The 21,519-nt window shown below is 60.6% G+C and carries 15 protein-coding genes and 2 tRNA genes; 5 read left to right on the top strand and 12 right to left on the bottom strand.

The genetic code is table 11. The features are described 5' to 3' along the window. Nucleotides 1-71 precede the first annotated feature (71 nt). From OXT71_00850 to OXT71_00825, 6 genes are all read right to left on the bottom strand, one after another. Nucleotides 72-150: transfer RNA gene (locus OXT71_00850), tRNA-Val, on the bottom strand. A 477-nt stretch (nt 151-627) separates the two neighbouring features. Continuing rightward, nucleotides 628-701, bottom strand: a tRNA-OTHER gene (locus OXT71_00845). Between the two features lie 59 nt (nt 702-760). Continuing rightward, complete coding sequence (locus tag OXT71_00840) at nt 761-886, bottom strand: hypothetical protein (protein MDE2924934.1); 126 nt, start codon at nt 884-886, stop codon at nt 761-763. A 419-nt stretch (nt 887-1,305) separates the two neighbouring features. Continuing rightward, a complete protein-coding gene (locus OXT71_00835; GenBank protein MDE2924933.1) occupies nt 1,306-1,524 on the bottom strand; it encodes a hypothetical protein in 219 nt (72 codons plus the stop codon). 659 nt (nt 1,525-2,183) lie between these two features. Continuing rightward, the gene (locus OXT71_00830) at nt 2,184-2,507 is read right to left on the bottom strand and encodes a hypothetical protein (GenBank protein MDE2924932.1); all 324 of its coding nucleotides are present in this window, start codon (nt 2,505-2,507) and stop codon (nt 2,184-2,186) included. Between the two features lie 482 nt (nt 2,508-2,989). Then, on the bottom strand, nt 2,990-4,210 hold the full coding sequence (locus OXT71_00825; GenBank protein MDE2924931.1) for a sialidase family protein: 1,221 nt from the start codon (nt 4,208-4,210) through the stop codon (nt 2,990-2,992). 879 nt (nt 4,211-5,089) lie between these two features. Between OXT71_00825 and OXT71_00820 the strand changes: the two genes are divergently transcribed. The 3 genes from OXT71_00820 (at nt 5,090) to OXT71_00810 (ending at nt 7,193) form a co-directional block, all read left to right on the top strand. Beyond that, nucleotides 5,090-6,220: an AAA family ATPase gene (locus OXT71_00820; GenBank protein MDE2924930.1), complete on the top strand. Its 1,131-nt coding sequence runs from the start codon at nt 5,090-5,092 to the stop codon at nt 6,218-6,220. 3 nt (nt 6,221-6,223) lie between these two features. Beyond that, on the top strand, nt 6,224-6,811 hold the full coding sequence (locus OXT71_00815; GenBank protein MDE2924929.1) for a DUF4276 family protein: 588 nt from the start codon (nt 6,224-6,226) through the stop codon (nt 6,809-6,811). A 172-nt stretch (nt 6,812-6,983) separates the two neighbouring features. After that, nucleotides 6,984-7,193, top strand: coding sequence for a type II toxin-antitoxin system HicB family antitoxin (locus OXT71_00810; GenBank protein MDE2924928.1), 210 nt, complete (start codon nt 6,984-6,986; stop codon nt 7,191-7,193). 176 nt (nt 7,194-7,369) lie between these two features. On the opposite strand, the gene OXT71_00805 is transcribed toward OXT71_00810, so the two are convergent. The 4 genes from OXT71_00805 to OXT71_00790 form a co-directional block, all read right to left on the bottom strand. Further along, nucleotides 7,370-9,325, bottom strand: a complete 1,956-nt coding sequence (locus OXT71_00805; GenBank protein ID MDE2924927.1) for a hypothetical protein — start codon at nt 9,323-9,325, stop codon at nt 7,370-7,372. A gap of 228 nt (nt 9,326-9,553) precedes the next feature. After that, nucleotides 9,554-11,866, bottom strand: coding sequence for a PQQ-dependent sugar dehydrogenase (locus tag OXT71_00800; protein ID MDE2924926.1), 2,313 nt, complete (start codon nt 11,864-11,866; stop codon nt 9,554-9,556). 195 nt (nt 11,867-12,061) lie between these two features. Beyond that, entirely contained in the window at nt 12,062-13,531 is a 1,470-nt protein-coding gene (locus OXT71_00795; protein ID MDE2924925.1) for a DUF1501 domain-containing protein, read from the bottom strand. Nucleotides 13,532-13,539: 8 nt separating this feature from the next. Continuing rightward, a complete protein-coding gene (locus OXT71_00790) occupies nt 13,540-15,924 on the bottom strand; it encodes a PSD1 and planctomycete cytochrome C domain-containing protein (protein MDE2924924.1) in 2,385 nt (794 codons plus the stop codon). 119 nt (nt 15,925-16,043) lie between these two features. Here OXT71_00790 and OXT71_00785 point away from each other — a divergent pair, with 119 nt between their 5' ends. Continuing rightward, nucleotides 16,044-17,192 carry a sialidase family protein gene (locus OXT71_00785; GenBank protein ID MDE2924923.1) on the top strand — a complete coding sequence of 383 codons (1,149 nt, stop codon included), beginning with the start codon at nt 16,044-16,046 and terminating at the stop codon, nt 17,190-17,192. A gap of 375 nt (nt 17,193-17,567) precedes the next feature. Here OXT71_00785 and OXT71_00780 read toward each other — a convergent pair whose 3' ends face one another. Further along, nucleotides 17,568-18,614 carry an LD-carboxypeptidase gene (locus tag OXT71_00780; protein ID MDE2924922.1) on the bottom strand — a complete coding sequence of 349 codons (1,047 nt, stop codon included), beginning with the start codon at nt 18,612-18,614 and terminating at the stop codon, nt 17,568-17,570. Between the two features lie 248 nt (nt 18,615-18,862). On the opposite strand from OXT71_00780, the gene OXT71_00775 reads away from it, so the two are divergent. Then, entirely contained in the window at nt 18,863-19,156 is a 294-nt protein-coding gene (locus OXT71_00775) for a hypothetical protein (GenBank protein MDE2924921.1), read from the top strand. 854 nt (nt 19,157-20,010) lie between these two features. On the opposite strand, the gene OXT71_00770 is transcribed toward OXT71_00775, so the two are convergent. Continuing rightward, nucleotides 20,011-21,513 carry a hypothetical protein gene (locus OXT71_00770; protein MDE2924920.1) on the bottom strand — a complete coding sequence of 501 codons (1,503 nt, stop codon included), beginning with the start codon at nt 21,511-21,513 and terminating at the stop codon, nt 20,011-20,013. Between the last annotated feature and the right edge of the window lie 6 nt (nt 21,514-21,519).

The raw sequence follows: 21,519 nt of genomic DNA, 5'->3' as shown, positions 1-21,519 counted from the left end.
TTTCGCTTGTCAACCCCTATTTGACTGAGTTATCCTGAACTCCTGAGTGATGCACTCAGTGGTTGGGTGAATGGAGCCCGTGGCCGGATTCGAACCGTGCGACCCCCCAGGTAGTCAACCGGGCGCTCTGTTCCACTGAGCTACACGGGCTCCTCCTGACTGTATCAAAATCCAGTCGAAAAATCAGGACGCCTGTTCATCGGTGGTGGAGTTACGTACACCTACGCTATGCTGAACTATACTGGGGTTCGTAGGAGGAACGAACTGTGATAACCGACACGACGAAATCCGAATACCGCCAAGTCCGCCTAGTACCTAGAAAGAGCGGTTCGGTGGCGTATTCAAGCAATCAACACCCAATCCCAGAACGGCGAGACATGGGCACCTACGTAGTCCTATCTGTCGAGGCATACAGAAATGTCCACTGCGAGAGTATTGGCCATGTCCCTGTGGAGCCTCGGGACGACTGTCGTGGGCTGCATTTGATCCTCAATGAGTGCGATGCTGCGGCACTATGCCAGGAGATTGCAAGCGCACTTGAAATGGCAGCCCTATCAAGAATTTCAAAGGATGAGTAGCCAAACCGTCGTTGCTCCATCCCACCGATTGAAGTAGGGTTCAAGTTCAAGGCCTCGCCCGGATTCGAACCGGGATCTCACGCTTTGCTAGGCGAGCGACTTTCCGAGAATGTCCACGGGGCCTCTCCACTACCCATATCACACTCGGGAATTTTCACTTCCACTTTTCGAAAAACCGCAGTTCACGTCGCCCGCAGCATCTCCTCCATGCCCCACACATGATCCGTGAGTTCGGCTTCCATGGCGGGGGGCACTCGCAGCGTGCCGTGAATTCGGCAGAAGTTGTAGTGAGCAAAGAACAGGGCCACGGCTGCTTGGAGATGCTTGAGACTCTTGGAAAACGCGGTCCCCGAAGACGGGCAAGAAGGGGACAGTCACCTTTTCTGCGCTCTCTGGCTGGTCGGAATTACAAGAGGAAGTGCCGTGACCACCATCCACGCGATGTTGAAGATCCGAAACCACGCGAGCCGGCGCACCCGCGCGAGCCTTGATCATGCGTGCAGCTCCCCTGTGCTCCGTGCCGCAGCCGTCCGGTCGCGCCGCGCCTGCGCAAGCTCGTAGCTCGCCTGCATCCGCATCCAGTGTTCGGCGGCACCCCAGCCGATGTCCTCCAACGCCAACGTCAGGTTTGTCGACACACCCGCCTTGCCGGGACACGAAAAGGGGACAGTCACTTTGCGGCGCGGTCGGCAATGGCAAGATTTCCAGCGTCTATCCATGCACCTACTTAGGGAGTCTTCTGTCGAGGCACCCAGCCGATGGTCTCCCCCGACTGCGTCTGCACCTGAGTCGCGTACAAGTCGTATTCATTCCCATGGTCTCGAACCAGGAGGACCAACTCTCCCATGGTTAGATCCTTGATGATGTCCTGGCGTTCGGTGCCGTCCGGATTGGATCGGCTGACGCCGGCGAGTTTGGTGTTGATGACTCGGGTGCTGCTGGCCATGGGGACTCCCTGCAAGAGAGGGCTAGATCATTGAGGGTGCTGCCGGTGCGCCCCTCTGCAATCCCGACTCCGCACGGGAGTCGGGCCTGCCATCATCACACAGAGAAACTGTAGGAATGCCCGCCTGTTGGTCCAAAAGGGCGGGAGCTACCCGTCCCTTGGGTATATGGACTGTTCTATTCAGCGGAGAGCCCGACACAAGGTTCCCTGCGAATGATGGCGGGAGGAGTCTGTCTCAGGAATTCCCCCAAAAATTGAGGGGGAATCATCGTAAGCCATTGATAATAGGAGAATAAGAAGATTCGACAAGTGGAATCGGTTGAATTTTCGAAAAATGGGGGAACTTTCGCCACGAAAGAATGTGGGTCCCGGAGCGGTAGACTGATTTAGTGGAAGCCCAATTCCAAGAACCAGTTACAGCGGAGGGACCCAAATGCATAGTGGCAAAGTAGCCGCCCAGATTCGAGTGCAGATCCGACGATTTTCGGGGGAAGTCTCGGAAGAATTAGACTTGACAGGGACGGGGGCACCTGATTGAACATTTTGCCCTTCTTCTGGGGAGGAGAAACATGAGAAGGCGGTTGAAGGTGCCTGTTAAAATTTCCTTGAATTTTCCAACGGACACCCAGTAAGCTCGGGAGACCATGGAATTGAATAAATCACAAGAACTTAATTTCGACCCTGAAACTAGGCTGTCCATCTCTGCTGGACGGAACTATGCAGCCGACTTCATCATCGGGATCGGATTCGACCGAACCCTCCTGCTCCGTGCCCGGCCTCTCGACGTTCGGGACATCCGAGATCTGATCGGTTTGCTGGAACGATCCCGATCCCAATGTTACGCGGATGCGGTTAGGTACATTCAGGTGACGTTCCCGGAGATTTCCCTCCAGCAACTTCCTGCGTTCCTTGCCGGCTTCAACAACGGCATCGCCGAGCGCTTTGATTCGATCATCGGTCCAGTCAAAAATACGCTTGCTCATTGTTCCTCCCAAGAAAGTCAGACCCGATAGTAACGGCGAATACTGACACGATTCCGCCTGTGAACTCGTCCACATCTGGGAAAGCTCCAGCATTCGGTCCTGTTTCCATACCTCCTCCGGTTGCCATCCAGTCTGGCATGGAGAGCATATTCGGTGACACGGCGTCAGGGTAGGCTGCTAGAGTTTTCATGTCAACAGAAAAATCCCGTAAGTCGTTTATCCACATCAGTTAACAGTCTTTCCATAGGTCTTGTACAGGCTTCTCAACAGTTTTTCCTCAGTCAGCCATCATGGATCTGATGGGTTTGGTTCTGGCTTGCTCCTTGCCTGTTCGAACTCGCACTCGGTTGGTCCATCGGTTGGATATACCGTGGTTTTTCCAGGGACCGGGAGTAGGAGGAGTCAAGTTCTCTGGATAATGCCCAAAAGAAAAGACGATGTTTCTTAGGAATCGGGGGTGTGGCAAAGGTCGTTAGTCAGACTTATAGATCCGAATCGCGCTGCACCTCGATCGGTAAAACGAAAACGCGGCTTCGTTCGCCGGAATCGATGGGCGTTGGATCCCAGCCGAAGGGAGCGCGGTCGTACACCAGCAGCAGCCGGTTGGCCGAGATCTCCACGATCTCCGTGTAAGAGGTGGTCTGACCCCTTCCGCCCCTCCGGCCCTGCTGGGAAATGCGATAGCTGGCGTCTGGAGCCCAACGGTTGTGATGTTCGAGGATGTCGATGTCCTGCCAAGTCTGCGCCCGAGCGTCGGTCGAGAACCAGACACGTAGACCGGGGCGGCCGCTGGAGAGCACGATGGTGTTATTCCGGGTGCGTACCATGCTCGGCGCTACGCTGAAGGGGGGGATGGGCTCCACCCGGGTCCAGGAACGGCCTCCATCACTGCTGTAGGTCCGGCCCAGGTCCAGGAAATGGCCGACTCGAAACACAGCCATGAGGTCTCCATCGGCGAGCTGGATCATCGAGGTCTCACTGGCTTCCAAGAGTTCTTGAGGCCAGGGCCGACCCTGGTAGCGCGGATCTTCAGGATCCCGCCTCCGGGCGTCGGCAGTCATCACTGAAGGATCAGCCACGGTTGAAAAGTAGCGCCATGTCCGTCCCTTGTCCTCAGAAACAAAGAGCAGGCTGATTACCTTCTCTTCCTTTCGAGGTTCCAGGTTCCCCCCGGTCCTCATGTACCCGTTGGCCAGGAGACGATCACCCATCTGAAGAGCATCGCCGCAGAACTTCAGTCGGGCAATCCAGTTGGTTCGAGGGATCTGGCTCGGAAACGTGCCCACCGGCCAAGGCCAGTCCGCTACCCGCACACCGCCCGGTTCCACAACAACGCGGCTCCCGCCGCGCTCGAAAAGAGTGTAGCTGGTGTGAAGGTTGTGTCTTTCCTCCCGATCGGGTTGGTAGAGATGGGCCAGGATGGCCAGTAGAGATCCATCTGCCTGAGGTACGAAAATGGATGGTTGAAGGTCGGGGATGAGGTCATAGCGGTGTCCCCAGCTGCGGCCGCCATTTCTGGAGGTCTGAAAACCGCGAACCGAATAGGGATTCGCGTTGGAATCCGCTGACACGGCATAGGTCACCATCAACTCACCGGAAGGAAACTTGGCCAGAGTTGGAAACCAGGCATGACCGACGGTTTGGGTCACCTGGATGGGCTGTTCCAGACGAACGGTCAGGCGTTGCAACCTCACCGTAGTCATTTCGCCGGTGGCAAGAAGGTGGAGTTGCGGTGCAAAGCCGAAAACCCACAGCCAGGACCCAAGGAGAATCAAGATCCTCTTCCCGGGCCTTGTACGATGATTGCACTGGTCAGTCATGACTCCCGCTCTCCCGTTCTGTGAAGTTGCTCTGCTCCTTCGGACCCGGTTCCCGGCACGCTCGTTTGTAGCGTGGCCCACTCTTCGCAGGCCGATCCTGTCCCGGTTTCCAGCCCCGGGCCCGATCTGCCGCTCATTGCGCCGTCTCCAATCGCGCCTTGGCCGCTCGGACCGCGGCTGGTACTCCATGACATGAAATTGGGCGCAAATTATGGCAGGAGGCTGGAGGACTCGGAAGAAGGGGTTCTCACGGCACCACGCTATCGTGTCACGCTCACTGCGGAAGAGCGTTGGGAATTGGAGGTATTGACCCGGGCTGCGACCAAGACCACCGGGAAGCGGTTCCTGTACGTGCGGGCGCTCTCGTCGTGCGACCGGGCGCCGGGTGGCCGAGGCGCTGGGTGTCTGGGCCCGAACGGTCGAGCGCCTGAAACGGCGGTTTATGGAGCAGCGGTTGGAGTTCGCCTTGGAGCGCAAGCGGCGGGTGCGGTCGCCGCGGGAAGTCATCTTCGACGGCGCGCATGGCACGTGTGTGAGGAGGGGACAGTCACCTTCTCTGTCGCTTCTCCACCATGACCTCGAAAGACCCGCGGCGTCCAACCCAGAGCATGGAGGAGAAGGGGACAGTCAGGTTCTCTGCGAGGATCTCTGCGCTCCAAGTCGTCATGGGGCCCGGAACCGCTTGATCGCTGGAGACGCTCTCGGAAAATGCTCCACAGGCGGGCCCCCACCGTCGGTCGTTGTGGTAGTTTGATCTTACCCATGAAGCTCCTGAAACTTCACGCGAATCGCTACCGCAGCCTTCTTGATCAGAGCATCGAACTGAACGATTTCAATCTGTTCATTGGCTCTAATGCGGCGGGCAAGAGCACTATTCTCGACGCGCTCCGTTTCTTGAGTGAAGCCGTGCGAGCGCGCGATTTTCGAGAGCCGGTATTTTCACGGGGTGGCTTTATCCACTTGGCATGGAAGGGATTGGGGGCACAGCAGATTAGGCTGAAAGTCCACCTTGAAGACGGCGAAAGGAGGTTCGAATGGGAACTCTGCATCGTCCGGCGTGGCTCCGGGTTCTACACCGAAGAGCATGTCAATGAGCTGCACCATGACCGTCCGCCAGAGCATCTGCTGGAGGCCAAGAATGGTAGCGGCTGGTGGTGGTCCGGAGAACAGGGCAGAGTCGCGCTGAAGCAGGGACCGACATCATGCGCACTGACCGCTGCGGCAGCCGATGCATCTTTTCGGGCTCGCGACGTGGCCGAGTTCATCAGCCGGTGGGGGTTCTTCGATCCCAATCCGTTTTTACTCCGCCGCGATTGGGCAGGATTGGATTCGGGAAGGTTCGACCACTACGGCCGCAATCTGGGCGGGACGCTGCATTCGCTCAATGCCGATTCTCCGGAGACATTCAACCGCGTCGTAGAATCGACACGATCGATTCTCGGGCTTCCCGTAAACATAATCCCGCGAGAATCCGAGGATCGCTTCTATTTTGTCCAGAAGGAGCCGGGGCTTGAGTGGCCGGTGCACCAGATGGGAGCATCCAGCGGGACCTTGCGCCTGTTAGCGCTGATGACGGCGCTGCACTCGGAGCCCGAAACCAATCTGATCGGTATCGAGGAACCTGAGAACTACATCCATCCGACAGCGTTGTCTGCGTTTCTGGATCACCTTCAGAGTGAGTGTCCCCGCGTCCAGTTCCTGGTGACGACCCACTCTCCTCTGCTTCTCGACTTTCTGAACAGACCGGAAGCGGTTCGCGTCGTCCGGCGCGACTCCCAATTGGGCACGACGGTCTTGAGCCAGGAGAATCCGGAACGCGTGCAAAGGGCATTGAACGAGTCCGGATTCGGTCTCGGAGAGTTCTACGAAACAAAGGGATTTGGTAGCGACTAAAGGATGAAGAAAAGCGTCGTCATCATAGCGCCCGGTGAAACCGAACGTCGAGCGTTGCCTTTCTTGGTTCGTCACCTGCAGGATCACGGTATCACCGTAGACGATGTGCGCATACCGCCGAGGAACAAGTTGCTCAACTTGATGATGGCAGAAAAACTCATCAAGTCAGTATGGTATGAAAACCTGAATTCACCACCCGACAAGTTCATCATGGTCATGGATCTCGATGGCACGCATCCTGATGAGGTCTTGGCGCCAATTCAGAGTCGACTTCCTGCAAGGCTACGTGGAATCGAGGCATGTGTTCTGTACGCCTATGCGCAACACCACTTGGAAGCGTGGTATTTCGCCGACGCCAGGAATCTCAGAGAATACTTGGGTCGAGACCTTGGGCAGGTGGACACATCGAAACCGGACGAGATCCGAAATCCGAAGCTTCACCTCAAGCATTTGCTCGGAAACCGGGTCTATACGGCCCGGATTTCTGAAGAGATCGCGAAGATTCTTAACACCAGCACCATCGCGGAACGGAGTCCCAGTTTCAGGATATTCGTCGACTCGATCATGAACGGCGACTCCATGGCATGTTGACCTTGCCCAGGGCTCGCGAGAGGGGAGAGTCACCTTCTCTGCGCGTGTATCCGCGCGGGAAAGGGACAGTCCCTGTCCTGTCCAGAGCAACCCAGTTCGCCGGGATGCAGGGACGGTTGAATGCCATGACGACTCTTGCTTCGTACTGATTTCGTGGAGAGAAAGAGCAAACATGGAATACACGACCATCGTGAAGCATCGTGGTGAATGGTGGATCGGCTGGATTGAGGAAGTCTCCGGCGTGAATTGTCAGGAACGCACACATGAGGAGTTGATAAATAGCCTCGCCGAGACGCTCTCCGAAGCGCTTGAACTCAACCGGCGAGACGCCCTGCTGGCTTCGGTAGGCGGCTGCCATGAGGAGAAGGTCATCGTTACATGAAATTGAGGGGCAAAAATCCTCGTAAGGAGCCCCCCACCGGCCCCAGACCAGCGCCATCCAGTCAGAAGGCCGGGGTGTCTGGGAGCATCGGCTCTCCAGCCGCCGATTCTGCATCGACGATTAAGACGGGGACAAGAATGTCCCCGCTCCCAGGACGCCGTGTGATCGCTGGAGACTCAATCTCCAGAATCGGATGAGTCGAACCGCTGCACTACCCGGACCGGTTCGGCCAACGGGATCAAGCGCTCCAGATCGAATTCAGGGAAGAGCCCCAGGCAGAACAGTTCCGGAGCTTCCTCGTACGGGACCGGCTTGGCCAGAAGGTGGTCCAGGCTCTTTATGCCTTGGTCGACTCTGACCTCCGAAAATGCCGTTGGGTCCAGTGCAGCGCCCAGAAGGGCGACCACTTGGCTCCGGAAACCGTGGGCTTCGACCCGGACTTCCGGCGCGCCGTGATGGTCCTTGAGCCATTTGGCCAGGGCCAACAGATGTGAAGCTCGAATGCCCAGCGGGCGGTCCCCCACTGTGGCCATGAGCTGAGCGTATCGGTGGGAGTCCGACGTATTCCTTCTCTGCGGCTGTGCTTCCCCGGTCAGGATCAGGTCCACTGTCAGCACCTGCTCCCCCCAGTTGATCCGGTCCGAGGCTTGCTGGCCCGCCATCGCCTTGCCCTCGTCAAGAATCAGGATCGACGCTGGAGCGCCTTCCGGGGTGTCGATTCCCTTCCCCCAGAGGGCCGACGCCGCGAGTCCGTCGGTGAAATGGATTCGATAGGAATACGATTCCACCCCCCGGTTCTTGGTGTTGTGGAGCGCCCAGCCATGCTTGACCTTGACCGGCTGGAAACGGACCAGTGATCGAAGTCGGGCCCGGCGGTCCTTGAGATCTTCAGCCGCCCGGCCTTCGTCCGGAGCCGCTTCCTGCAGCTTCTGGTTCGCCAGTTGGCGCGCCACTCCCACGATGGTGAGGTTGTCCTCCGGTATTCCGACCACCAGATCCTCGTAGCTCTGGATCTCCCGGTCGACGGGGTCTTCCCGGTCCCAGGGCCCGAGTCCGAAATGCCGGGACAGGTGGCGGTAGGCCTGGAGCCGGTTGTCCAGTTGGTAGTTGTGGGTGGAGGGATCGGTGTTTTCATGCCAGCCCAGGTGGTCTCCCTTGCCGAAAAGGGCGAAGAAGGGCTTGACGTCATCGTAGATGTAGGGCCGGACCAAGGGAGCTCGGAAACAGCATTCGTCCTCGGCGTTGTAGATCAGGAGAGTCGGCTTGGGGGCGCGCATGGCGGTCAACGTCGAGTAGTCCTGGCCCCGGAGCAGGTCGGTGGCGTTCTGCTCGATGTCCCCTGTGTCCTGCGGCCGTTCGACTCTTGAGATCAGGGCGGAGTAGCCGGCGACCGGTATGGACGCAGCGACTCGCTCATCCAGGGAGGAGAGGATGATGGTCTGCCAACCGCCGCCCGAGAGCCCGGTGACGGCCAGGCGCTGCGGGTCGACCCGGGGATGCTGCTCCAGGTAGTCGAGCCCCTTCCGCATTGCCAGGTAGAAGAGGCCGATGGCGTTGGCTCCCACCAAGTCGAGATGGGCGCCGAACCAGTGGCTGTTTTCGGGAAGATTCAACTCACCGCAGCCCAGCCATTCCAGATTCAGCGCCATTACGCCCTGGCGAGCCAGGCTGATGCATCGTTTCTGCTTGTATTCGACGGCCTTGCCAGGGCCCCGGGCGTGGCCGTTCACGTTGAGGACCGCCGGCAGGGGATGCCGGTCTCCCGCCGGTTCGTATAGCAACGCGGAGATCTGCAGGCCGGGGACGATTTGGATCAGGAGCTTCTGGAGGCGGTAGCCGCGGTGCTGTTGGGGCGGACCGACCTCGTGGAAGCGAAGGGGGGCCTCGACCCACTCGCGGGGCCAGCCGCGATAGACGACGTCCTGGAGGAGCTTTCTGCGGATGTCGTTTGCTTGGGCCGTCCATTCTTCGGCGTGGGCGGGGACGGGTGGTAATTTTGGGGATCGCGACACGAGGTATTCGCCGAGCAGGTGGTGGAGAAGCCCCTGCTGCAGGGTCTCCTGTTCCAAGAGGGGAGTGACCCGGCGGGGCTTGCTTTGGGCGTGGAGGGAGGCCAGGAAGGGGAGGAGCAAACAGATGCTCAGGAGGGAATTGTTGGATATTGCCATCGGTTTAGGGGGGCGGGTTTGAGTCGCCCGTTACGAACTCATTGGGTTGTTACTTTGGAGTTCGGCGGTTAGGAAACCGCCGTTCCCAGCCGGAGACAAGAAAGTGTTGCTTCCGCTTAGTGGCACGAATATGTCGCTCGCATTTAGCGGAAACGAAACATTGTTCCCGTTCGGCCTCAAGAAAGTCGTCTCCTATTCGGCGGCTGGAAGCCGCCGTTCCACTGGGCGACTGAAAGTCGCCCCTTCTGGCGCTTTTGCGGCGAGTTTGGACTCGGTTTCCAGGTTCCGGATCCATTCTGCTACCAGCTCCGCGCCGCGCTGGTCGATTCGGTTGGTGCTGGTCGGGGGCATTTGGTTCAGGCCTCGTACCAACAGCCGCCGGTAGAGGATCGACCGGTCAGGGTCGCCCGGGGCCACCAGCCGGGGGTTGGCCACTCCCATGGTGTCGTGAATCGGCGACTCGTCGATCAGACGGACCTTGTCCGGTTCCGCCGTGTAGACCAGGTTGAATCGGGAGTTTCCTCCGCCGCTCGGGGCGTGGCACATGGCGCAGTTCACTTGGAGATAGGCACGGGTCCTGGCCTCCACGTCCGCATCGGTGCCGAAGGGGTCCGGGAGGGCCGGGTATTCCGCGGGGGGCTTCTCAAGCGGTTCGTTGAAGACTCCGATGTGGTCGAGTGTTCTGAGCTGATTGTCCGTGGTCCCGGCGTAGTCCTGGTCGCGGTTCATCTGCCGGGTGTTCATTCCCAGCACGAAGCCGGCCGCGCGGGAATGGCAGAACATGCACTCCTCGCGGCTGGGATAGCGCCAGACCTGGCTTCGCTCTCCGCCGGGCATCCGGCCGTCCCGAATCCGAAAGGTTTGGTCGCGGCCGTCCCCTTCCACCAATGCGGCATCGGTCTGCTCGTCGTTCCAGGCGTAGGTGTATCCCACCCACCGGTCGTCCTCATTCACCAGGAGCCGGGTTTCGATGTACCGGCGCGTCTCCGGGTTGCCTTCCTCGGCCTCCAGGGTGAACGACTTCACCATCACCGCGCCGGGGTCAAACTCCCAAGTGCCTTGTTCGTTGAACTTGACCTGCATCTCGCCCGGCAGAGCGAGAAACCGCTCCTTGGCGGCGCCGTCGGACCAGAAGGGGACGTTCACCGTATACGGGATGACGCCGGGAGCCGGCCGATGGTCCTTCACCGATGCGAACAATCCGGTCTCGCTCAGCTTCCGCGGAAAGGGCGGCATCTTCTCCGGCGCCGGCCGGTGGTCCAATTCGTAGACCTCCCCGGTGTCGTAGTCCAGCGCATAGAAGGAACCGTCTCGCCCGACGCCGAGACTGACGATGTTGACGGACGAGTCGGCGAGTTCCTGGTGCCAGACCACTTCCTTCCGGTCGTGGTCGTACCGCAACCCCCACATCTTCCCGTACGAGTAATCCCCGTAGAGGTAGGCGCCTCTCAGCTCCGGAAACTTGTCTCCCTGGTAGACGTAGCCGCCGGTGATGGAGCGGGCCTCACGATGGTGATGCTCCATCACCGGGGAGACGATGGGAGTGGGACCCGGCTTCGTTTTGGGATGAAAGGGGTGTGAGCCCTCCATCACGGGCCATCCATGATTGCTGCCCCGGCTGACCAGCTCGATGAGCTCCCAGAGATCCTGACCCACGTCCCCGACCCAGGGCTGTCCCGTGATCGGGTCGAAGCTGAACCGCCATGGATTTCGAAAGCCGTAGGCCCAGATTTCCTCCCGGGCGCCGGGCACGCCGACGAAGGGGTTGTCCGGGGGAATGGAATAGGCCCGGCCCGGGTCCGGCCGCTCCACGTCGAGCCGCATCATGACTGCCAGCAGGTCGTCGATGTCCTGGCCGGTGTGCTCCCGGTCGGAGGTACTGGTGCCGTCCCCGGTGCAGATGTAGAGGTAGCCGTCCGGACCGATGATGGCTTCGCCGCCGTTGTGGCCTCCCGCGGGCCACTGGATGATGATCCGTTCCGATTCGGGACGCAGGCGTGGTGGGTCGCTGCCCGGTTCCAGCTCGAATCGGGAGACCCGGCTGAGCTGCTTGATCCGGTTGCCGTCTTCATCCTTCCGGTCTTCCAGCTTGGGGTTGGTGGGGCTGAAGACGAAGACCTGGCCGTTGTCGCGGTAGCGCGGATGGAAAGAAAAGGCGGAGACCCGGCGGTTCCAGTCGAGGAAGAGGTCTTTTCCGGCCTCGGGGTTGTTTCCGTGGAAGCTGTAGATCCGGCCTCCGTACTCCGCCACCAGCAGGCGCTCCGAATTGGGGTCCTGAGCGATGAAGATGGGATTCTCGAAGGTGTGCTGGGGGAAAACGCGCCGGAGGCGATATCGGGGTGGGGGTTCGGGAGATCCTATGACGCGCGAGGTGGTCCAGAGGGTCCGCTCGGTCAGGCCGTAGGGGTTGGTTCCCTTCTCCGAGGGGTCGTGGCTGCAGGCTGCCAGCGCCAGGACGGCGGTTAGAAGGACCAGGCTTTTCCAAGTGGAAGGTCTGAAGATCAATTGGTTTACCTACGGTGTTCCTGGCAATCGACTTGAACAGGTCGACGGAGTTTATACTGCGGCGGAAGCGTAAGGGGGGACTCCGTCCCCCTAACCCCCCTTTTCGGCGGTTGGAAACCGCCGCTCCATGCCGCCGCTCCGTGCCGCCGCTCCATGTCGTCGCTCCATGTCGTCGCTCCTTTCTCTTTTCTCGTCCTACGCCAGGAGCGGTTTCAGCACGTTGCCGTGAACGTCCGTCAGGCGGTGGTCCCGGCCCTGGAACTTGAACGTCAGCCGCAGGTGGTCGATGCCCAGGAGATGCAGGATGGTGGCGTTCAGGTCGTGAACGTGGACCGGGTCCTTGGCGATGTTGTAGCTGAAGTCGTCCGTTTCGCCGTAGCTCAGACCGCCGGCCACTCCGGCTCCGGCCAGCCACATGGTGAAGCAGCGGGGGTGGTGGTCCCGCCCGTAGTTCTCCTTGGTCAAATCTCCCTGGCAGTAGATGGTCCGTCCGAATTCGCCGCCCCAGACGATGAGGGTGTCATCCAGCATCCCTCGTTGCTCCAGATCCAGGATCAGGGCGGCTGTGGCCCGGTCCGTGCTCTTGCACTGGCCGGCCAGGTCCTTGGGCAGGTCCTGGTGCTGATCCCAGCCCCGGTGGAACAACTGGACGAAGCGCACCCCTCGCTCGACCAGGCGGCGGGCCATCAGGCAATGGGAGGCGTAGGTGCCCCGCTCGCGGGCGTCTTCACCGTAGAGCCTGAAGATGTGTTCCGGTTCGTCGGACAGGTCCGCCAACTCGGGAACCGAGGTCTGCATCCGGAACGCCAGCTCGTACTGGGCGATTCGGGTGGCGATCTCAGGGTCTCCGAACTCGGCCTGCTTCAACTCGTTCAACCGGGCGACGTCGTCCAGAATGTGCCGCCGGGTGGCGCTGTCCATTCCCGGCGGGTTGGAGAGGTGGAGGACCGGATCGCCGACGCCCCGGAACCTCACCCCCTGGTGCCGGGTGGGCAGGAAACCACTGCCCCACAGGCGCTTGTACAGCGGCTGCGACCCTGACTTGGAGTTGGAGGTCATGACCACGAAGGTGGGCAGGTCCCGGTTCCCGCTTCCCAATCCGTAGGAGAGCCACGCCCCCAGGCTGGGCCGGCCCGACCGCTCGAAGCCGGTCTGCATCAGCGTGATGGCGGGGTCGTGGTTGATGGCCTCGGTGTGCATCGACTTGATCAGGCAGAGCCGATCGACCACGCCGGCCGTGTGGGGCAGCAACTCGCTGACCCAGGCGCCGCACTCTCCGTGCCGGCGGAATTCGAAGATGGAGGGCACCACCGGAAAACGATCCTGGCCCGAGGTCATGGTGGTCAGGCGCTGGCCCTGCCGTACCGAGTCGGGGAAATCGACGTCGAACATTTTCTTCAGGCCCGGCTTGTAGTCGAAGAGGTCCATCTGGGCCGGTCCTCCCGCCTGGCACAGATAGATCACCCGCTTGGCCTTGGGCTCGAAGTGGGGTGGACCCGAAGCACCGGCTGCGGCTCCGGGACTCCCCAACGGGGTGGCGAAGAGGTCGTCCGCCAGCAGTGAGTTCAGTGCCGCCGCGCCGATTCCCATCCCCGACCGTCCGAAGAAGTGACGCCGGGTCAACAGCTCTCGGGCTTTGGCGATTGGATGCGTGGGAGAAGTCATCGGTTTCTTCACTCCCGGTTGATGGTCTCGTCCAGATTCAATAGTCCGTTCGCCAGCGCGGTGTGGGCGGCCAGTTCCACGGGGTCCATCTCAGGACCCAATGCGGACTCGCCAACCTTGACCAACTTCGCGGCAGCCGCGGGATCGTTCTCGTAGGCCGACCGATGGCGCTCGAGACCGCGCCTCAGCACCTCGATTTCCGCGGGCTCGGGCCGGCGCGAAGTGACCAGCCGGAAACCGAATTCCACGCGGTCCTCGTCGGTGGGACCGCCCTCCCGGATCAGACGCTGGGCAAGAGCACGAGCCGCCTCGACGTAGGTCACGTCGTTCATGAGCGTCAACGCCTGGAGCGGCGTGTTGGTTCGCTCGCGCCGTGACGTGCAGACCTCCCGGCTCGGAGCGTCGAAGACCTCCATCCCGGGAGGATGAATGGTGCGCCGCCAGAAAGAGTAGAGGCTGCGGCGGTAGAGACGGGCGCCGGTCCCCTGCTCGTAGCCTTTCTTGTAGGCGCCGGTGGAGCCGCCTGCGATCTCGTCCCAGATTCCGGCCGGCTGATAGGGTTTGACCGACGGTCCTCCGACCGACCCGACCAGAAGACCGCTCACCGCCAGGGCCTGATCCCGAATCATCTCGGCCGGCAGACGCAATCTTGGACCCCGCGCCAGGAGAAGGTTGGCCGGATCCTTCTCCAGCAAGGCCGGCGTGAGCTTCGATGATTCCAGGTAGGTGGCGCTGGTGACGATCATTCGCTGGAAGGCCTTGACGTCCCATTTCAGCCGGATCAGCTCGCTGGCCAGCCAATCGAGCAGAAGGGGATGGGTCGGTGGCTCTCCCTGAACGCCGAAGTCCTCGGGCGTCGGCACCAGTCCCGACCCGAAGTGCGTTTGCCACAAACGGTTCGCCGCCACGCGCGCGGTGAGGGGATGGGACGGATCCACCAGCCACCGGGCCAGCAGCAGACGATCGGCCGACCCGCCCGGCGGCAGAGGGGGCAGGATCTCGGGGACGCCCGGAGTCACCTTGGCGCCCGGCTGATCGTATTGTCCGCGTCCCAGGACGAAGGTCTCCCGGGCCTCGTCCTCCCGCATGATCATGGTGGCGGGAACCTGTTCCCACAGCCGCCGATGCCGGGTCTCGAGCTCGGTGTACGCAGGTGTATCCCGATCCAGGACCTGAAGCTCTCGATGGATCCGGTCCAATTGGCGCTGAACGACTCGCGGCGGCACCTTGATGGTGGGCGCGGCGCTACGCCGATAGGTGCCCGGTTCGGAAATTTTGTTGAAGAAGGCGAACAGGCGGTAGAACTCGGTCTGGGAGATGGGATCGTACTTGTGATCGTGACAACGCGCACAGCCGACCGTGAGCCCCATCCAGGCGGTCGAGACGGTGTTGACGCGGTCGACGGCGTACTCGACGCGAAACTCGTCGGCGATGGACCCGCCTTCGCCGTTGACCCGGTTGTTGCGCAGAAAACCGGTGGCCAGTTTTTGTTCCGGGTTCGGGTCAGGCAGCAGGTCTCCGGCCAACTGCTGGATCGTGAACTGGTCGAAGGAGAGGTTCTGATTCAGCGAGTCGACGACCCAGTCGCGCCATCTCCACATGATTCGCGGCTCGTCGTCCTGATAGCCGTCGGTATCGGCGTAGCGGGCCAGATCGAGCCAGACGGCCGCCATGCGTTCGCCGTAGCGGGGCGAGGCCAGAAGCCGGTCGACGGCCTTGTCATAGGCGGCGGGGGACGGGTCCGAGAGGAAGGCGTTCAGTTCGTCCAGGGTCGGCGGCAACCCGGTCAAGTCGAACGTCACCCGGCGCAGGATCCGGCTCTTTTCCGCGGGAGGCGAAGGAGCCAGACCTTGGGATTCCAGACGGCTGAGGACGAAGTGGTCCAGATCCTGCCGGGGCCAGGAGTTGTCCTTCACTTCGGGCAGATCCGGTCGGCGCGGACGTGTGAATGCCCAATGCTGCTGCCAGACGGCCCCGTCCGAGATCCAACGGCGCACCAGGTCGATCTGGTCGTCGCTGAGCGTCTTTTGCGAGTACGCGGGAGGCATGCGAAGGTTCGCGTCTTCATGTGAAATGCGCTGAATGATCAGGCTGTTGTCCGGATCTCCGGGAACGACGGGCGCTCCGGAGGTCCGCGCCTGGAAGAGGTCCTCACGCAGATCGAGCCTCAGCCCGGCCATGCGGACCTTGGGATCGGGTCCGTGGCACTGGAAACAGGCGTCGGAAAGCAGGGGCCGAATCTGCCGTTGGAAGTCGACTTTCGAATCCTGAGCGGCGGACGCAATGACCAGAGGCGACAGGAGGACACTCAGGATCACGAAACAGGCGACCGGCGGCCTCGCCGAATCACGAATTCGAGCCCAGGGGCAGATATTCCGCGAACGTTTTCTCATTTCAGAAGATGGAGGCTATTCTAGCAGTCCGCACCAAAAGGCTCGATGCCGGTTGCGGCCGGGGCGACTGGTGGATCGGTCGTCCGGCGAGAGCAGCCACGAGCGGGAAAGGAGTCGCCATGAATCGCTCGATACCGTCTTCCGTTTTCCTGTTGTTCCTGGTCGGTTCCGTCCTCGCCGGGTGCGCGCAGGGTCCTTCAACCGGGCAGGAGGACGTCCAATACCATCCCATCGAAGGGGCGTCGATCTACGATCACGATCCTGCCACCCGGCTCGGAGACGACATCTTCGGCAACATCATCGCCGATCTGGAGAACGACGCTCCGGGACGGTGCTCGCACGGGGGGCCCGTCTGCCTGGAGTACGCGAATGGCCATATCGCGGCCTTCTATGCCAATACCAGCGACCACAACTCCGACGGGTGGAGCGATTACGCCCTCAGCAAGGACCGCGGCAGGACGTGGGAGAAGTACAACAGGTTCGAGTATTCGTACCAGGCGTACCGGAAGGATCCGAAACGGCCGGTGATCGTGGAAGAAGGGCTGACCACCGGGAACGGAACCGTCGTCCTGTTTCTCACCCACGTGGACAACGGCCGGAGCCGGAGCGGCTTCATGAGGAGCCGCGACCATGGCGTCACCTGGATCGACTATGAGCCCCTCGACGGAGATTTCGTCGGGTATCCCTGCGCGGTGGGGGTGGCCGGAGACACCAATCTCGTGCTGTACGACATCAGCCAAGGTCCCCACGTCCTGTACGTCAGCACCGACGACGGAGAAAGCTGGGCCCGGAGAAGCACACTGCCCCTGGACGACGACAAGTGGTACGGCGCCATGTGCATCATGGAGGACGGCCGGTTACTGGCCGGCGCCTATACGGAGAAGGACGAACACCACCTCTATTACTGCATCAGCCGGGATCAGGGGAGGACCTGGACCAAGCAGCGGCGCGCCTACCTGGACAAGAAGGTCCGGGATCCCGAACTGGCCTATCTGGGGGGAAAATACTACCTGCATGGAAGGTCGGGCCAATACGGCGAGGGGAAGGACCGCTTCGTCCTCTACCAGTCCGACGACGGCGTCAACTGGGGGAGCGGGATCATCGTCAGCGGCGACCCGAGGCACGCCGACGGGTACAGTCACAACTGCATCATCAACCAATATGACGACAAAGTCCCCAATGAACTGATGGTGCAATACAGCATCGTCTACGACGGCCTCGACACCAACACGCACGTGTTCTTCATCAAGCCGGATTCTGGGGAGTAGAGGAGCGGCGATTTTCTTTTTTGTGGTACGGCGTTCGAGCTGGCTTCCGGGAACTCGATCTTGACCACTGAAAAGTGGGGTTCCGTGCCGATCGGGGAGTGTAAGTGAGACAATCAGGGCAACTTACACCGCAGGGAACTGCCGACTTACACGCGCGATTTCCCCGATCGCTTTTTCGCTCAAGCAGTTACGGCCATATTCCTGGCTTCGCTGTGCCGCTCGGGGAAATCGGAGGTGGACGGGAGCGCCCCCCTTATTGCCTCCCGGATCGGCACGGCGGCGTCGCGCAACTTACATTTGCGAAACTCCCCCAGGGGGGTCTCTCCCGTCCATCATCAGTCCTTTGCAGGAAGGCGGTCAAGACGATGAGCGGCTTCACGCGACGGCTGCCTCAAGCAACTGTATCCTTCCCGTGGTGGCGTCGATTTCAGCCGGAATCCCCTGAGGGATGGTAAATTTCTGGCTGATATGACCGATCATAGCCCCGCGCCAGGAGGGCAGGTTTCGTTCGCCTACATGGTCGGCTAGAACCTGTTCGATCGTCAAAGAGCCGTAGCTCTCTCCGGGACCACAGTCGGTGCAATGGCCAAACACGAAACCGCTTATCTCATCCAAGATGCCAGCCAACGCCAACTGGCTCAACATCCGGTCCACTCGGTAAATACTCTCCTGGATGTCCTCCAGGAACAAAATCGCATCATTCCATTCAGGCAGGTAAGAAGACCCTACGATGGCTGAGAGAACAGTCAAATTGCCACCCAGCATTCGACCGCGGACAACTCCCGGGACGATGGTCTGGATTCTGTTCTGGACCTGGGTCAAATTGTCGTCGAGAACCTTAGGGTTCGACAACTCGGCCGCCTGACCTTCAAAAAGAATTTTGGTGAAGTGTTCCACTGTAAAGCTATTCCAAGGGCCGAGTCCGACTGGCCCATGGAAGGTGACCAGCCCCGTCTTGGAATGAATACCCAGTAGAAGTGCCGTCACATCGCTGTACCCCACCAGAATCTTGGGATTCCGACCGATGAGTTGGTAATCCAGAAGGGGCAGGATACGGGCACATCCCCAGCCTCCCCGAACGGCGATGATGCCAGTTACCGAGGAATCTTCGAACTGGCGGTTCACATCGGCGGCTCGATCTTCATCGCTGCCGGCTAGATACCCTCGTCGGTCCATGACATGCTTCCCCAGCTTCACCCTGAGGCCGAGAGCTTCCAGACTTTCCTGGACGATTTCCAAATCCATCCGGTGGGCGATGGCACCGGCAGGATTGATGAGTGCCACCTTGTCTCCTTTACGAAACCGCCGTGGTTTTACAAGCGCTGGTCCGGTCTTCTGTGATGTACCAGTAAGAACTCCTCCAAAACCAAGCCAAATCGAACTGTTTAGAAAACTTCGTCGCTGCATCTTTTTCATGTTCATGGGAGCATCATTTGGAGCGAGATTACCATGGACTCGGGCAGCGGGTTGGGTAGATCAGGAACCGTATGAGTTCCATTGGTCCGCGCTAGTCCGATGCGAGACGTTGGAGTTAATGGTCCTGGCGGTCTGAGACTGGGCCGAGTCCTTGGGAGTCAAAACATTCATACTTTGAGCTGGCAGTCTTCGGGAAAACCGGTTTCTGGAGAACTGCAACGACACCCGTGAAACCGCCTGAAATTGATCATTGGTTGACAAGAAATCCCCAACTCTGCTGGATCCGCTTTCCGGTCACTACCCTTTATCACCTGGAATCGGGCCGTCCGGCTGCCATGGGAAGCGGGTACGATGAATTCACTGAGCGATCTTACCCCGACTACGATGGAGTAGCTGCTCAAGAGCGTGAGAACAGGAATCGTCTCAGAACGGTCATGGAGAGGCACGGATTTACCAACTACCCTTACGAATGGTGGCACTTCGACTACCAGGATTGGTCAGAATATCCGATCCTGAATCTGACCTTCGAAGAACTGGAAATCCCTTAGCAGCCGGTGGCGTGATTTCAAGTTTGGGTTCCAGCAGGCTGCCCGCGCCATCGAGCCGGCTTTCGACCTCGATCGATCCTCCCAGCTTGTACCTTTTCTCCGCTGCTGTGAGGCATCGGCATAAATCGGCGGGGGGACTTGATTGAATCCGATGAGTCTGGCGGCGCGGAGCACGACGTATGGCTGACATCCTGGCTCTCTGGCCAAAACTGAGGGGGGCCATTGGCCACCGTTCCCCCTCGCAGGCGTGTCTACGTTCAGGTTCCGGAAGGTGCCCGACCGGAGGCTTTTCAGAGGGTCCACCGCCGCCCAGTATCTGGGCAGGGCCATTGGCACGATTCTCAAACTGGCCGAGCTGAACCTCATCAACGCCAGAGCCGGACTCGACACCGCCTGCCGGACTCCTTCGCACGGAGGACTTGAACGCCTGCGTTGATTCTCTGGAAGCCGTGGTACGATCCGTCCCACGCCGAAGAACCCGGATCCGGAAAGAAGGAGATGCATGGGCATCTAGAAGGTGAAGGATCGCCGGGGTAGAAGCCGATACGTCTTCAGCAAGTACTGGCCAAACGGCCCCGGTCGGCACCGAATGTAGGTCCCCAATTCCCGGAGCGCACAAGCTCTTCAGACATTGGAGTCGAAGCTCGAAACTCGTCCATGGGGTCCACGAACCTCCAATACGGTCGCATGGAATCCCGTTTAGGACGTGGGATGCAATGAGGGAACCAGTTCGGAAGAATAGACTATAACTCTCTTATTATCAGATACTTAAGAGAATATTTCGTAAAGGGGTCGGCAATCCTCCCTCTACATCCCCGATGAAAGAAGACGGGGGGACAGGAAAGTCCCCCCTCCTATCGGAAACGGAAGGCGTAGAGGCGGGCTCGCCGTTGTAGGCGAAAGCTGAGTTGGACCGGTTTTCCGGTCAGGTCGGAGAGTCGCGCGTCTGATTTCCACCTGACCACGCCTCGCAGGACATCGCCGATAAGCGGCTCGCATTCCTCCAAGCCGAGACCCGGGACCGGGGCGCCGTCCAGCCCCAGGACGCCGACCTGGATCCGGCCGCCGGCTCCGCAATCGGCGTTCAGCTGCAGATGCCGGCCCGAGAAGATCAGCGGCTTCGTGACCAGGTGGCCGAGGGCCGACTCCGCCGCCTGGGCGACGATCCGGTGCCGCAGGAACCTGACCCGGCCGACGCCTCCCATGCCGGGGGCCCGCTTGACCTGTTCGTGGCCGACGTCGAAGCCGCCGTAGTACATCCAGATCTCGTCCCCCCGGGGAATCATGCCCACGCCCATGTAGACCATGCGGCTGTCGAAGTCCCCTGTCCTGCCCGGACTCAGAAACGGACTGCGGTCGGGCCTCCGCCAACGCACGCTGTCGCGGCTGGTGGCGATCTGAATCTCCAGGTTGTCCGTGTCGTGGTAGTAGGCCGACGGGAACAGCAGATAAACCCCATCGGCGAACGGGTAGGGCTGGGCCGCCGAATTGTAGAGGTCCATCCCGGGCGGATCGTCCCGGTCGGGCGCCAGGACACGCTCCGGCCGCGGGAAGTCGCCGAAGGTCTCGCTCTCGGTGCGGCCGATACAGCGGATGGCTCCGCCCTTGAAGCGGGGATACTGGTTGTCACGGACGAAACAGACGTACTTTTTCAGCCGGAAGTCGTAGTAGCAGACGTTGCAGGTGTCCGTGTACCAGTCCATCAGAGGACCGGGCCCCTTGGTCCAATGGATGCCGTCCGGTGACGACGCTCCTTCGATGGTGGGGCCCAGCCATTCCCGGGATCCTCCCCGAAGCGGAAGGGTCCTCCGGTGCCCGTATCCGCGTTCCTTGTCCCGTTCCCCGAAGACACACTTGTACCGCTGGCCCGGTCCGGCGGACGGATCCAGGAATACGCCGCCTTCGTGCTGGACGGTGAGGACGATGTTGTTCCGCCGGTTGCCTTGAAACGAGGTGACCCCACAGGGGGGCTTGTCCCAGTGGACGCCGTCCTCCGAATCGGCGTAGCAGAGCCGGCTGACTTCGGCCGGATCGCCCAGGGCGCGGCCCGAGTACCACATCCGCACCCGGCCGCCCTCGTCCGCCACCGTGACCCAGGCCCAGACGCCATCCTGGTCGGTCGGAACGTCGGGGGAAACCACCCGGACGTGGTCGGCCCGGGCGGGAGTGACGCTGAGCCGGATGCCTTCTTTCCGGTCCACCAAGTGGTCGTCCCAGAGCAACTGGGCGCGGTCGCCGACAGTCAACGCCGATTGGGAGTGAGAGAACCGTGAGACGAGCGCCGCCCCACCCATTCCGGTCCCGAGGAAGATCCGGCGATTCACCTGCGATGCCATGTCACCGATCCCTTTCTTCATTGACGA

This window comes from Acidobacteriota bacterium, assembly GCA_028874215.1.
GTDB lineage: Bacteria > Acidobacteriota > UBA6911 > RPQK01 > JAJDTT01 > JAJDTT01.
Note: the sequence above shows the minus strand (reverse complement) of the source record. Positions and strands in the feature narration are given on the sequence as shown.